The organism is Pseudomonas sp. LBUM1652, from assembly GCF_059716105.1.
Map to the genome: position 1 here is coordinate 4,753,580 of NZ_CP166804.1, position 14,389 is coordinate 4,767,968.

General features: G+C 54.8%; 13 protein-coding genes and 1 pseudogene. 8 read left to right on the forward strand and 6 right to left on the reverse strand.

Going from position 1 to position 14,389, the window contains the following annotated elements:
* Nucleotides 1–16: 16 nt before the first annotated feature.
* From ACA069_RS21400 to acs, 6 genes are all read right to left on the reverse strand, one after another.
* The gene (locus ACA069_RS21400; RefSeq protein ID WP_102354226.1) at nucleotides 17–781 is read right to left on the reverse strand and encodes an ABC transporter ATP-binding protein; all 765 of its coding nucleotides are present in this window, start codon (nucleotides 779–781) and stop codon (nucleotides 17–19) included.
* A gap of 27 nt (nucleotides 782–808) precedes the next feature.
* The gene (locus ACA069_RS21405) at nucleotides 809–1,921 is read right to left on the reverse strand and encodes a M14 family metallopeptidase (protein WP_497615158.1); all 1,113 of its coding nucleotides are present in this window, start codon (nucleotides 1,919–1,921) and stop codon (nucleotides 809–811) included.
* 1 nt (nucleotide 1,922) lies between these two features.
* Nucleotides 1,923–2,621 carry an ABC transporter permease gene (locus ACA069_RS21410; RefSeq protein WP_187679286.1) on the reverse strand — a complete coding sequence of 233 codons (699 nt, stop codon included), beginning with the start codon at nucleotides 2,619–2,621 and terminating at the stop codon, nucleotides 1,923–1,925.
* A complete protein-coding gene (locus tag ACA069_RS21415; protein WP_007912702.1) occupies nucleotides 2,618–3,307 on the reverse strand; it encodes an ABC transporter permease in 690 nt (229 codons plus the stop codon). Before ACA069_RS21415 ends, ACA069_RS21410 begins: the two co-directional genes overlap by 4 nt.
* A gap of 91 nt (nucleotides 3,308–3,398) precedes the next feature.
* Complete coding sequence (locus ACA069_RS21420; protein WP_489878941.1) at nucleotides 3,399–4,172, reverse strand: ABC transporter substrate-binding protein; 774 nt, start codon at nucleotides 4,170–4,172, stop codon at nucleotides 3,399–3,401.
* Nucleotides 4,173–4,891: 719 nt separating this feature from the next.
* Nucleotides 4,892–6,847, reverse strand: coding sequence for an acetate--CoA ligase (gene acs / locus ACA069_RS21425; RefSeq protein ID WP_187679288.1), 1,956 nt, complete (start codon nucleotides 6,845–6,847; stop codon nucleotides 4,892–4,894).
* A 417-nt stretch (nucleotides 6,848–7,264) separates the two neighbouring features.
* Between acs and ACA069_RS21430 the strand changes: the two genes are divergently transcribed.
* The 8 genes and pseudogenes from ACA069_RS21430 to ACA069_RS21465 all read left to right on the forward strand — a co-directional run bounded on the left by ACA069_RS21430 (nucleotide 7,265) and on the right by ACA069_RS21465 (nucleotide 14,389).
* Nucleotides 7,265–7,525, forward strand: coding sequence for a DUF2790 domain-containing protein (locus ACA069_RS21430; protein ID WP_445181286.1), 261 nt, complete (start codon nucleotides 7,265–7,267; stop codon nucleotides 7,523–7,525).
* A 553-nt stretch (nucleotides 7,526–8,078) separates the two neighbouring features.
* Nucleotides 8,079–9,329: a ribonucleotide-diphosphate reductase subunit beta gene (locus ACA069_RS21435; protein ID WP_187679290.1), complete on the forward strand. Its 1,251-nt coding sequence runs from the start codon at nucleotides 8,079–8,081 to the stop codon at nucleotides 9,327–9,329.
* Between the two features lie 100 nt (nucleotides 9,330–9,429).
* Nucleotides 9,430–10,203: a BRO-N domain-containing protein gene (locus tag ACA069_RS21440; RefSeq protein ID WP_497615159.1), complete on the forward strand. Its 774-nt coding sequence runs from the start codon at nucleotides 9,430–9,432 to the stop codon at nucleotides 10,201–10,203.
* A gap of 77 nt (nucleotides 10,204–10,280) precedes the next feature.
* Nucleotides 10,281–11,087, forward strand: a pseudogene (locus tag ACA069_RS21445) (BstA C-terminal domain-containing protein).
* Nucleotides 11,088–11,422: 335 nt separating this feature from the next.
* The gene (locus ACA069_RS21450) at nucleotides 11,423–11,956 is read left to right on the forward strand and encodes a BRO-N domain-containing protein (RefSeq protein WP_497615160.1); all 534 of its coding nucleotides are present in this window, start codon (nucleotides 11,423–11,425) and stop codon (nucleotides 11,954–11,956) included.
* Between the two features lie 116 nt (nucleotides 11,957–12,072).
* Nucleotides 12,073–12,786, forward strand: coding sequence for an HNH endonuclease (locus ACA069_RS21455; RefSeq protein ID WP_497615161.1), 714 nt, complete (start codon nucleotides 12,073–12,075; stop codon nucleotides 12,784–12,786).
* Nucleotides 12,787–12,965: 179 nt separating this feature from the next.
* Complete coding sequence (locus tag ACA069_RS21460) at nucleotides 12,966–14,159, forward strand: S-type pyocin domain-containing protein (RefSeq protein ID WP_497615162.1); 1,194 nt, start codon at nucleotides 12,966–12,968, stop codon at nucleotides 14,157–14,159.
* The gene (locus ACA069_RS21465; protein ID WP_497615163.1) at nucleotides 14,156–14,389 is read left to right on the forward strand and encodes a DUF7683 domain-containing protein; all 234 of its coding nucleotides are present in this window, start codon (nucleotides 14,156–14,158) and stop codon (nucleotides 14,387–14,389) included. The genes ACA069_RS21460 and ACA069_RS21465 overlap by 4 nt, the downstream gene beginning before the upstream one ends.

The window sequence follows — 14,389 nt, forward strand, 5'->3', positions numbered from 1 at the left end:
ATACCGGCAGCCCTGATTACTTGAGGCTACCCGAGAGGAACTGTTGCAGGCGCTCCGACTGCGGATTAACCAGCACTTCGCGCGGGTTGCCGCTTTCTTCAACAACACCTTTGTGCAGAAACACCAACTGGTTCGACACTTCACGGGCAAAGCCCATTTCGTGCGTCACCACAACCATGGTGCGGCCTTCCTGAGCCAGTGCCTGCATCACCTTGAGCACGTCGCCCACCAGTTCCGGGTCAAGCGCCGAAGTCGGTTCGTCGAACAGCATCACTTCCGGCTCCATCGCCAGCGCACGGGCAATCGCCACACGCTGCTGCTCGCCACCGGACATGTGCCCCGGGAACGCATCCTTACGATGAGCCACGCCAACCTTGTTCAGGTAGTGCTCGGCTTTCTCGCGGGCTTCAGCCTTGGACACGCCCAGTACGTGGACCGGCGCTTCCATGATGTTTTCAATCGCGGTCATGTGCGACCAAAGGTTGAAATGCTGGAACACCATCGACAGACGCGAACGCATGCGCTGCAGCTGTTTCGGATCAGCGGCTTTCAGCGCGCCGTCCTTGTTGGCCACCAGTTTCAGCTCTTCGTTATTGAGCAGAATCTTGCCCGCGTGCGGCTGCTCAAGCAGGTTGATGCAACGCAGGAAAGTACTTTTGCCGGAGCCACTGGAGCCGATGATGCTGATCACATCGCCGGCTGCCGCTTTCAGGGAAACACCCTTGAGCACTTCGTGACTGCCATAGCGTTTATGCAGGTCTTGGACTTCAAGTTTGTACATGCGGTCGGTTCTCACAAAAACAGTCAGTCAGTCGTTGAGCAAGCGCCCGTGACGCAGCGCTTCGCGCCCCGCCACCTTGGCCAGCCAGAAACCGGGTTGGGCATAGCGCAGCCGTTCAATGGCAAACAGCACCCCGGACGTACCAGCACATACCGTGCTGACCCGATCGGACACAGGGTCGATCACTTCAAAAATCTCGTCACCGGCCTCGACCCACTCGCCGGGTTTACGCAGAAAACTCACCACGCCAGGGTGCGGCGCAAGCAGCAATTCGGTGCCTTCGAACGGCATGCCTTCGCACGGCTCGTTGGCAGGATCGGGCCACTCGCCGGTAATCAAACCTTGCTCGGAGAGGAACGCCAGAATGCCTTCAGCATACGCCTCGGCCTCGGCACGGCCAGTGTCAGCCTGACCGCCCAGCTCGATGGTCGTCGCCAGGCACGCCAGCGGAATCTGCGCATCCGGGAACTGCCGCGACAGACGCAGCCACGGCAGTGAGCACGCTTCATCAAAAGAGCTGCCGCCGGAATCTTCGGCCAGCAAGCCGACCTTCACATTCAGGTGCGCGGCCAGCGAACGCCACTGCGGCCAGTGCTGCGGCAGCGCATACAGGTGCAGCGCGGCTTCGGCGTCGCAGTGCAAGTCGAGCACCACGTCGGCGGTGCAGGCATGACTGAGCAAAACGCGCTGCATGCCCTGCAACTGGCTGCTCGCTGGCGGCAATGCGGCCAAGTGATCAGCCATCGCCTGACGGATCAGACGAATGTTGGCGTGCGGATCATCACCGAGGCTGTCGGCCAACACTGCCGCTACCGGCGCGCTCAGCTCAACGAAATCACGGTTGAAATTCTTGCCGCTGCCCGCCTCGAAACGGCCCTGAAAATTACCTTGCAGCAATTGCCCAAGACCCAACGGATTGGCCACCGGCACCAGCTCGATCACACCGTTGAGCAGGCCTTTGGCTTCGAGTTCGCCGAGGCGTTTTTTCAGCTCCCAGGCGGTACGCATGCCCGGCAATTCGTCAGCGTGCAGGCTGGCCTGAATGTAGGCCTTGCGCTCACCGCTACCGAAACGGAAGACCGAAATCTTGCGCTCGCTGCCTAAGTGGCTCCACGGCAAAACGTGGTCGATGCGTTCCATATCAGTGCTTCCGCGGAGCGAGGTAGCTCAACCAGCGACGCTCGGCCAGCTTGAACAGCTTGACCAGAATGAAGGTCAGGCACAGATAGAACACGCCAGCGGTGATGTACGCCTCGAACGGCAGGTAGTACTGCGCGTTGACGGTACGGGCCGCGCCGGTGATGTCGATCAAGGTCACGATGGACGCCAGACTGGTGGTTTGCAGCATCATGATCACTTCGTTGCTGTACTGCGGCAGCGCCCGGCGCAGGGCCGACGGCAGCAAGATGCGCTTGTACAGTTTGAAGCGCGACATGCCCATGGCCTTGGCCGCTTCGATCTCACCGTTCGGCGTGGCCTTGAGGCTGCCGGCGATGATTTCCGCGGTGTAGGCGCTGGTGTTGACCGCGAAGGCCAGGCACGCACAGAACGTGGCGCTGGACAGCCACGGCCAGAGGAAGCTTTCACGTACGGCTTCGAACTGCGCCAGACCGTAGTAGATCAAAAACAGCTGAACCAGCATCGGCGTGCCGCGAATCACGTAGGTGTACAACCACGCGGCGCCGTTTACGATCGGGTTCTTCGAGACGCGCATCAGGCCCAGCGGCAGTGCCGCCAGCAGACCGAAAAACAGCGACAGCGCGAGCAATTTGAGGGTAGTCACCAGGCCGCCGAGGTACAGCGGCAGAGCCTCCCAAATGACGTTGTAGTCGAAGATCATAGATCAGCCGCCCTTACGCCTACCGAGTAGCGCTTCTCAAGTTGACGCAGGATCAGCAACGAAACGCTGGTGATCACCAGGTACATCGCCGCCACTGCGAGGAAGAAGGTAAAAGGCTCGCGAGTGGCGTCTGCCGCCTGCTTGGCCTTGAACATCATGTCTTGCAGACCGACCACGGAAATCAGCGCAGTGGCCTTGGTCAGTACCAGCCAGTTGTTGGTGAAGCCGGGAATCGCCAGACGAATCATCTGCGGCACCATCACCCGGAAGAACACCTGAAAACTGCTCATGCCGTACGCCATGCCCGCTTCGGCCTGACCTTTCGGAATGGCCATGAACGCACCCCGGAAGGTTTCCGACAGGTACGCACCGAAGATGAAACCCAGGGTGCCGATACCGGCGGCCAACGGGTTCAGGTCGATGTAGTCGTCATAGCCGAGCATCGGTGCAACGCGGTTGAGCAAGTCCTGACCGCCGTAGAAGATCAGCAGGATCAGCACCAGATCGGGAATCCCGCGGATCACCGTGGAATACAGATCGCCCAGCCATGCCAGCCAGCGCACCGGCGACAGGCGCAGCGCGACACCGATCAGCCCCAGAACGATGGCCAGAGCCATGGACGACAAGGCGAGCTGAAGCGTCAGCCATGCGCCATCGAGGATGACAGCCCCGTAGCCTTTCAACATGATTCAGGTCCTCGAAAGTTGGGATGAAAAAATGGCGCAAACCGCAGAGATTCTGTTGCTTGCGCCATTTCGGACTTGTCGCAGAGACGTCTTACTTGCCGTAGATATCGAAGGCGAAGTACTTGTCCTGGATAGCTTTGTATTTGCCGTTTTCGCGAATGGCCGCGATGGCGGTGCTGATCTTGTCTTTCAGGGCGTCGCCCTTGCGCACTGCGATGCCTACGCCGTCGCCGAAGTATTTGACGTCGGTGAATGCCGGGCCAACGAAGGCAAAGCCTTTGCCAGCGTCGGTTTTCAGGAAACCGTCATCCAACAGCGTAGCGTCAGCCACGGTGCCGTCGAGGCGACCGGCAGCCACGTCGAGGTAGATTTCGTTCTGCGAACCGTATGGCTTGATCTCGGCACCCAGCGGGGCCAGGACTTCGCGGGCGAAACGCTCGTGGATCGAACCACGTTGCACGCCGATGTTCTTGCCCTTCAGCTCAGCCAGACCTTCGCTGACCTGAGTGCCGGCCTTCATGACCAGACGAGCCGGGGTGTTGTAGTACTTGTTGGTGAAGTCCACGGACTTCTTGCGATCTTCAGTGATCGACATGGACGACAGGATCGCGTCGATCTTGCGCACTTTCAGTGCCGGGATCAGACCGTCGAACTCTTGCTCGACCCACACACACTTGACCTGCATCTGCTCGCACAGCGCGTTGCCGATGTCGTAGTCGAAACCAACGATGCTGCCATCCGGCGCTTTCGATGCGAACGGAGGGTAAGCCGCTTCGATACCGATCTTCAGAGGTTTTTCATCAGCGAAGGAATTCAGCGACAGCACGGACAGTGCCAGGGCGCCAAGCAGCACAAGTTTCTTCATCTTGGGACTCCATCGGTAAAGGGCAAAAACGGCAGAGTGAGCAACAGCCCAATATGCGAATGGTGAATCGGAAATCGGTTGCTGCATCGGTGGGAAATTTCCTATTGAAACCGTCGGAGGTTTCAACGTAAGCAACGATGAGCGAGTGATCGGCATTCTAACGACAGGCCCGAAGCCGATATTTCTTCAATGCGACAACTAATTACAGATGCACAGAGAAAGCGACTTGAGCACATTGACAGCCCTGCAAATTCATGCGGGAGCGAAAGATTGTGAACCGATCTATGCTGCAAATTGCGGGCCTATTATTCGCAAACCCTTCTAATCCGGCAAGCGCAGCGTTGTGTCTTATTTTTCACGAGGTGTTTAAAGGCGCTAAAACGGGGCGATGCGTTTCCCTTTGCCCCGGTTTGGCGCGGGCGGTTACACATTCGGTTACGTGGAAGGCAGGAGGTAACAGCGGGAAATGCCCTACGGCTGAAATCGATAATTATTGGTTGGGTGAGTCCGCGTTCCGACAGCGGACTACCTCGGCGTCCGACAAATTGCCTTCGCGAGCAGGCTCGCTCCCACAGGGATCTGCATTTTGCCTGAAGGTACTCGGTCAAACTGTGGGAGCGAGCCTGCTCGCGAAGGGGCCGGCCCGATCGACACAAATCCACCAGACACAAAAAAGCCCCGCCCGGCAAAACCGGACAGGGCTCCTATGCTTCTAACGCTTAAGCAACATTCATCGTCTTGTGCGTATCAATCAAATGCTGCACCACACCCGGATCCGCCAGGGTCGAAATATCCCCCAACCCATCATATTCAGCGGTCGCGATCTTGCGCAGAATCCGGCGCATGATCTTGCCCGAACGGGTCTTCGGCAGCCCCGGCGCCCACTGGATCACGTCCGGCGAAGCAATCGGCCCGATCTCTTTACGCACCCAGTTTTTCAACTCAAGACGCAACTGCTCGCTCGGTTCCTCGCCATTCTTCAACGTGACATAGACATAAATGCCCTGCCCCTTGATGTCGTGCGGCACACCGACCACCGCCGCTTCGGCGACTTTCGGGTGAGCAACCATCGCGCTTTCGATCTCGGCCGTGCCCATGCGGTGGCCAGACACGTTAAGCACGTCATCCACACGCCCGGTGATCCAGTAGTAGCCATCGGCGTCACGCCGCGCGCCGTCACCGGTGAAATACATGCCACGGAACGTCTTGAAGTAGGTGTCGACGAAACGGTCATGGTCGCCATACAGCGTGCGCGCCTGACCCGGCCACGAATCGAGAATCACCAGATTGCCTTCAGCCTCGCCCTCAATAATGTTACCGAGGTTGTCGACCAGCGCCGGCACCACACCGAAGAACGGCCGTGCCGCCGAACCCGGTTTCAGCGCATGGGCGCCCGGCAACGGACTCATCATGTTGCCGCCCGTCTCGGTCTGCCACCAGGTATCAACGATCGGGCAACGCGACTTGCCGACATTCTTGTAGTACCAGTCCCAGGCTTCCGGGTTGATAGGCTCACCGACCGAACCAAGCAAGCGCAAGCTGCTGCCATCAGCGCCTTCAACAGCCGCCTGCCCCGACGCCATCATCGCGCGGATCGCGGTCGGCGCGGTGTAGAGGATGTTGACCTTGTGCTTGTCGACGATCTTCGCCACCCGGGTGATGTCCGGATAGTTCGGCACGCCTTCGAACAGCAGCGTGGTCGCGCCATTGGCCAGCGGGCCATAGACGATGTAACTGTGGCCGGTGACCCAGCCGACGTCGGCGGTGCACCAGTAGACTTCGCCCGGGCGGTAATCGAAAACGCGCTCGTGAGTCATCGCCGCATACAGCAGATACCCGCCAGTGGTGTGTTGCACACCCTTCGGCTTGCCGGTCGAGCCGGAGGTATAAAGGATGAACAGCGCTTCTTCAGCGCCCATCTCTTTCGGCGCGCAGACAGTGCCCGCCACTTTCATCAGGTCTTCGTACCAGATGTCGCGATGCTGGTTCCACTTGATGTCACCACCGGTGCGCTTGCACACGATGACTTTCTGGATGCTGCTGGTTTCCGGGTTGGTCAGCGCGTCGTCGACGTTGGCCTTGAGCGGAATCTTCTTGCCAGCACGAATGCCTTCGTCAGCGGTAATCACCACTTTCGATTTGCAGTCGATGATGCGACCGGCCAGGGCTTCCGGCGAGAAACCACCGAACACCACCGAGTGAATCGCGCCGATCCGGGTGCAGGCCAGCATGGCGACCACGGCTTCGGGAATCATCGGCATATAGATAGTCACCACGTCACCGCGGTGTACGTCCTGACCACGCAGGGCGTTGGCGAGTTTGCACACTTGCTCGTGCAGTTCGCGGTAGGTGATGTTGCGGCTCTCGGCAGGATCGTCACCTTCCCAGATGATCGCGACTTGATCGCCGCGCTCGGCCAGATGACGGTCAAGGCAGTTGTAGGAAACGTTCAAGGTGCCGTCGGCGAACCACTTGATGTCGACATGGTGATCGTCGAAAGAAGTCTGCTTCACCGTGGTGAAAGGCTTGATCCAGTCAAGACGCTTGGCTTGCTCGCGCCAGAAGCCGTCAGGGTTGACGACCGACTGCTGGTACATGGCTTTGTAGGTCGCCTCATCAGTCAGCGTATTAGCCAGAACCTCGGGACGAACGGGATACAGAGAAGCCGCACTCATCTTTCCTACCTCGGTGTAATAGTTGTTTTTGTATGACCCCGTTGTAGCCGGAGCGGCCCCATAGAACCATTCGACGATGGTAGTAACAAGCCCCTACAAGTCGTGGCGTTACCGGACCAAAACCCTCAACCCCACGCCCCACGGCCCTTGTAGGAGCTGCCGAAGGCTGCGATCTTTTGATCTTCCGGCGATTGTTACCAAATCTGCCAAAGGTGTTTATCAAAACCCGCTCTGTTTACCCCCGCCCCACCTCCCTAAAATTCACCTCGCCGACAAGGCAAAGCGATTAACAACGTTACAGCCCCCACGAAGGCCGTTAATCCCGCTCTCCAAGTAATGAAACAAAGCACTGAAGTTCCACACGCAACCCCAAAAAGGTTGCGTGCCCCCACTCGACCTCAAAAAGGTAAATTTGAAATGAAAGCTTTATTGGTTCTGGCCCTCAGCAGTCTGTGCGCAACCGCCATGGCAAACGAGGGCCCGACTGATGTCGCACAGCAACAACCGGCTATTGAGGAGTACACCTACTCCACCCACCTGGACATCGCCAAAGTTGTTTCCATGAGCGAAGTGCCAAACGTCTGCGAAGTGGTTCCGATGAAAATGGAATACGACGACTCCACAGGCCAGCGTCACATCCTGCGTTACAGCGTCATGGGCAACGGTTGCACCAATTGATGAGCTCAGACTGCACCGAATTGGATCTCTCAGCGCATCAATGAGGGTCGATTCCAGCCCGACTTCGGTCGGGCTCAGTTGTGTCTGGAGCCGTCAAAAATGCTTGCAAAACACTAGATGTAGTGAAAAACGCGATTTTTTGTTTATTTTTTGAGCAAATCCACAAATACGAAATTTCTTCGAAAAAAAATCTTTCCCCGGCAAAGCCCTGTAAACCAACGCTCTCACTGAAAAACCACCCTCCCCGACCGCTCCATGCGCGGATTCGCCTCAGCACGGCCCGTTTTTTTTCCCTATAATGCCGCCCTAATCGGGACAGCAATATTCCCTTACAGGGATGAACAGCCAATCTGAAGCCCCGCAGCAGCGTTCAACGCGAGCTGCGCCCGTCAGAGGCTCTCGGAACCCCGTACAAAATTCTGTTTTATTGCCTGCCTTAGCTGCTGCAAAAAACGATTCCTTAAGATCCAACGCGGTCTGTACGACCGTGTGAAAAACCAACCAATCAGGTTTCACACGGGGCGACAGGCCCTCACGCAGGAGACGACACGTCATGCTGAGCTGGGACGAATTCGACAAAGAAGACAGTGAAGTAGCAGCAGTGAAAGGCGCCAACGCCGGCCACGCTACTGAAGCCAACATGGACCGCCTCGACAACGCTGGCGGCGCCGCAGCGCTGGAAGCCCGCGCCGTCACCGCCGCTGACTCGGCAGCCGTGGCCCGCGCCAAGGCTGCACTGAACTCCCTCGACGTCGCCGAAGGCCTCGCCGAACTCGAAGGCGCCTCCGCCCGTGTCGCCGTTGACGAAAAGCGCATGATCAACTGCCGCGCCGACCTCAACCAACTCGTGCCATTCAAGTACGACTGGGCCTGGCAGAAGTACCTGGACGGTTGCGCAAACCACTGGATGCCGCAAGAAGTCAACATGACCGCCGACATCGCCCTCTGGAAAGACCCGGAAGGCCTGACCGACGACGAGCGCCGCATCGTGATGCGCAACCTCGGCTTCTTCTCCACCGCCGACTCCCTGGTTGCCAACAACCTGGTACTGGCCGTGTACCGCCTGATCACCAACCCGGAATGCCGCCAGTACATCCTGCGCCAGGCGTTCGAAGAGGCGATCCACACCCACGCCTACCAGTACTGCATCGAATCGCTGGCCATGGATGAAGGCGAGATCTTCAACATGTACCACGAGATCCCATCGGTCGCGAAAAAAGCCACCTGGGGCCTGAAATACACCCGTTCGATCTCCGATCCGAAGTTCGAAACCGGCACCGTCGAAACCGACAAAGAGTTGCTGCGCAACCTGATCGCCTACTACTGCGTTCTGGAAGGCATCTTCTTCTACTGCGGCTTCACCCAAATCCTCTCCATGGGCCGCCGCAACAAAATGACCGGCGTCGCCGAGCAGTTCCAGTACATCCTGCGCGACGAATCCATGCACCTGAACTTCGGCATCGACGTGATCAACCAGATCAAAATCGAAAACCCACACCTGTGGGATGCCGAAATGAAAGAAGAAGCGACCCAGATGATCCTGCAGGGTACGCAGCTGGAGATCGAATACGCCCGCGACACCATGCCTCGCGGCGTACTGGGCATGAACGCGGCGATGATGGAGGACTACCTGAAGTTCATCGCTAACCGTCGTTTGTCGCAGATCGGCCTTAAAGAGGAATATCCAGGGACGACTAACCCGTTCCCTTGGATGAGCGAGATCATGGACTTGAAGAAAGAGAAGAATTTCTTTGAGACGAGAGTTATTGAGTATCAGACTGGTGGGGCGTTGAGCTGGGATTGATGATGGCGTTGAGCCATGCTATAACAGCAAAAGCCTAAAGGATGCTTAGCTGAATAAATTAAAGCCCCGCAAGTGCGGGGCTTTTTTATAGGAAATTAAAATGCATACGCCAATACTGCTGGATTATCACGCTATTCATGGCACCTCGAAAATCAGAAGCTTCTACATCGATGAAAATTTATATATCTCGTTAGAAGACGTTGTTTTAACTCTAGCAAAAACAAATACAGCTATAAACGAACAAGGAAAAACTGGTCTAGGACAGTTAGTAAAAGCTCAACGCGATGTACTGGACAGTGACGAATACAAACACTTCCCAGTCATCGACGATTTATCTGCGCAACCGAGAACAGAGGTTTTTATCACAGAACCCGGTTTATACCGAATAATCTCTCGCGACAGCACTCCAGCCAGTAAATCATTCCAAAGATGGATATTCCACGAAGTAATACCGGCAGTAAGGAAGTACGGAACATACCCCGCACCAGTTAAACAAGGTGGCTCCGAGATAATGTCTCTAGCCCAAACCCTCGCACAGCATACCAATCTACTTATAAAAGAAATAGAAGAGCGAGAAAAACTCGCCAACGAAACCCGCTTACGCTTTGAAGAAACCGAGCGACAACTCGAAGAAATAAATCAGAAAATCGAGACGATTTCGCTTCCAAGTGATAACTCCGACCTTATAGATGTGCAAAACTACTGTTCGGACAGGTCTATAATTATTGACCTGCAACATCTGAGAGCCATGTGCGCAAAACTGTGCTTGGAACAGGGCATCACTTATAACAAGAAGAACAACCCCGAATCCCACATGGACTATCTGTACCCACCATTACTAATAAATGAAGCCATAAAACTTATTCGGAGCTGATGATGAGCGAGCTAATGCAGTCAGAACTACCGCTAGAATTACCCTCGGCTTCTTTCGCGGAGATCGACGGGATACAAATGGGCGTTTTGAACGACACTACCCCTTATCTCACAGAAAGAGGCTTAGCTAGGCTCTGCGGAGTAAATCCTAAAACCATCAGTGATTTAGCTAACAATTGGCACGATGAAGTATTCAAGCCCAGAGGAAAAAGAATTAAACAGCTATTGATTCAGCAAAATTTCACAGCTGAACGAATAGTTATTAAAACAGAGCAAAACGGCCAAAAAATCAGCGCCTACCCAGACACAGTCTGCATGGCAATCCTAGAATATTACGCATTTGACTCAGATAATACCGACAACCAGATAGCGCAAAGAAACTTTAGACTGCTAGCCCGCAGAACCCTGCGAGCCTTTATCTACGAAGGAGTTGGATTCTCACCCGAGTCACTTAAACTAGACTCATGGCGCCATTACCACGACAGAATCTTATTAAACAAACTGCCCGCAGGTTTTTTTAGTGTTTTCAGAGAGATTGCAGACATCGTTGTATCTGCAATTGAGTCAGGACTGATCATTGACACACATACTGTTCCAGACATCAGTGTTGGACAGATGTGGGCCAGACACTGGGCTTCAGAAAATCTCGAAGCAGTCCATGGTGAAAGAAAAAAATTCCCTCATGAATAACCAGACTACTTCCCTCAATCAGCAGCAAAAACCGAAGCAAATATATATCCACTGAGCGCTCTGGGCGATTTCAGAATCTGGCTAGAAAAGATATATTTACCTCAAAAATTCCCTGCATATTTACAGAAAAAAATAGCGCAAGGCCTTATTCCTCAGGGTACCGCTGGCGCACTTCTTTTATCCCTAAAAAAATAAACCAAACCGAAAACAATCTAGGCGATATCAACACATCGCCTAGATTTACAGATAATTCCCACACAAAAAAAATCACACTTCCTTATTGACGCAAAAACCTATCGCACTTAAGGTACATATAGGTGCCTAAGAAACACCCAACGTAGAAGCTGACTTATTTACACATTACGACCTATATTCCCTCAAGAATATATATATGTTTAATGCGTGAACAATAAAGCTTGTTGGGATATTCTTAATTCCTCTACGTCGGGTTACGGCTCTTTTAACTTAAACGTAGAGGTAAGGATATGTTTACAAAAAACGGCTGCCTCCCACTACCTCGGAGGCCGACCTTGGCTGAACCAATCATTCCCACGACTTTTAAACGCCACGGCCTCTATCTGCACGGCCTTTTGGTTGAAAACCAGCCATGGTTTTGCGCCCGCGACATCGGTCGCTTGATGGGTGTGCATCTGAGCGAACGCATGGTCAACAAACTGGACAAGGATCAGCGTCGCGTTTTGTGGATTGAGTATTTCCGGCAACCCGAAAAACAACTGATGCTCAGCGAGTCCGGTGTTTACGCGCTATTGGTGTATCACTACGTTCCGGGGAACCGGTTGTTGCGTGAGTGGTTGACTCATCAGGTGGTGCCAGCCTTGCGCGATGCAGAACACTTGGGACATTCAGATCGGCCGATGTTGAGTTTGTTGGATTGGCCGGAGATGTCGTTGAGTCTGTTGCATTGGCAGAACGAGGGTTGGATTCGGCTGCGAGACATGCCTTATCTGTTGAGCGATCAGACACCACGAAAAGCGATGGCGACGAAGCCTTGGTGGCAAAGGGTCGCTCAGGCGTTTCAGTCGTCGAAGCACTCAGTGGGTTGAGCGATACGCTTGTAGGATCACACGCAAGAACCGTCGCTATTTTTTGTAGGAATTTTCATAGACAGCAGTAATGGCCACTCAGTATCGTCCGAGGGTTTTCAACCCTCGGCGACTGTATGGACACCTCGAAAAAAAAGACTGGCTGGAGCAATGAGGAGCTAGAGGCTTCGGTAGACGCTTATCTGAAGATGTTGGCTCTTGAGCAGCAAAATCAGCCATTCAAAAAGGCAGACGAAAACCGTCTTTTGCGTGAAGGCCCGCTAAGCAAACGCAGTGCCTCCTCCGTCGAATACCGCATGCAGAACATCTCTGCGGTGATGGAGCAATTGGGGCAGCAGCGTATTACTGGCTACGTTTCGGCAAAGAACCTTGGCTCTGGCGTGAGTAAACGGATCAAGGAAATCCTCGCGAAGAGGGGCATCGAGGCATTACGACGAGGCGAACAGAGGGCCATTACATTTACTGCGCTTCAGTTGGTCGAGGTCACTGCACCTCAACAAAATGAAGCGCCAGTGGGCGTTCTAAACCCTAAAGAAACGACCTCCACTGTCGTGAGACTTGCCCGCGCCCAGAGCGTGAAAAAGTGGGTACTCAAGCACTCCCAAGGCATTTGTGAAGGTTGTGGCCAAACCGCACCATTCGTTAGCGCAAACGGCCGCCCCTTTCTTGAAGTCCACCACGTTAAGCACCTAATTAATGGCGGAACCGACCGTATATGCAACACGGTCGCGCTGTGTCCGAACTGCCATCGTCGTTGCCATCATTCCAGCGACAAAAAAGAGTTCACCGCCGAGTTTTATAAAAAAGTTGAGCGGTTGAGGCCTGAATAGAGGATCAAACTTGTGCCGAGGAAACCCACGATCCCAAAGACTCTGCACTGACCTCCAAATCAAACAGCGACAATTCCTAACCTGATCCAAGACCCGTCCTACAGCCTCAATGCATCACCTTCGTTAACGTCGCCCGGCTTCTTTCCGGTGCGACCGATAAATGAACGAAAGGATGATCAGTGGCTGGCAAAAAGGATATTCCCCGGGTCAGGAACCCACCTTCAGGCGATGGGCATCACGTCACCTACCGGTTCATGAACACGACCGAACTGGCCGAGCGCGAAGCCAGGCAGAACGCTTACGAGGCCATGCTGGCCCGGCAGGATGCGTTTGAGCGCAGCCGGCAGGTCGCTGTCAAAAAAGACGAGGCGGTTCGGGCCGGATGCGTGTTCGCGAAGTCTTGCAAGCTGCCGGACGCGATCATTGATTACTCGAATCCCTCCGGGATGGTGCCGACCGACAGCCTGAGGGATTACGGCGAATTCGCTTTGCTCGGTACCCGTGAGGCCGATGATGCCGGGCTGCGGAACCTGCAGACCATTAGCGGCAGTACCGTTTCACTCGGCCTTGGGCGCCTTGCTCTTCGAAGCCCGACACTCGCCACGCCAACAATAGGTCTTGGAGCCACCATTGGCGCTACCGGTGCCGCACTCATGACCGGCATGGTTGCTTTGCTCTGGACGCCGAGCCTGGGTGACAGCGCTCTCTACACCGAGGAACAATTGCGCGCCCTCAAGCAGGCCCGCACCCGTGTTCGCCTGCGTATCGAGCAACAAACCGACGGCGCTCTCAAAGGTTATGCCTTCTACACCGGCAAGAATCGCGACTGGGAAATGGTCGATGTCGTGAAGCTGGAAACCCGCGACAGCCAGTACGTCGCCAATCTGGGTGAAGGCGTCGAGCTGATCTGGACACCCGCCGTAGACGGCTCCGACATTCTCGGCATTCCTGCTCTGGAAGCTGCTCCGCAGGCCCCGCATATCTGGGTTTACCCACCAACGAAAGCGGCGAATGACATCCTTGTGAATCCGGTTTACCCACCGGAGTACAAGGATTTCATTCTGGTGTTTCCGGAGAGTTCGGGGGTCAGGCCGGTTTATATTGTGGTGAGTGTTTCTGATCACAAATATCATCCGGCACCCAAAGGATTAAGTGCGTTTCCCGACGCAACACCAGCAAAACAGAAGACCAGGGTCAAAGGACGAGGTACTCGTATGCGTTGGAAAACCAAGGATGGGCTGATTCTGGAATGGGATTATCAACATGGAGCCGTAGAGATGTACGACAAACGCGGTCGGCATCTGGGCGAATTCGATGCTGAAACTGGTGAGCAGAACAAACCGGCCGATTCAAAGAGAAGGATAGAACCATGACTCACGTAATTTATGCGTTTGATCGATCCACCGAAGCTCTGATTTTCGAAGTGCCTATCTCGGCAGAGGATATCGAGCAGCTGCGAGTCATCATGAAATGGAATGACGCAGAAGACGAACTCTACGGTTACGATCTTGATTTTCAGCAGCTAGCACAATTGGAAACGTTAACCGGAAAATCCTTCTACGATCCTCAATACGATTACCAACTCGCCAGCTATGGAAATTAA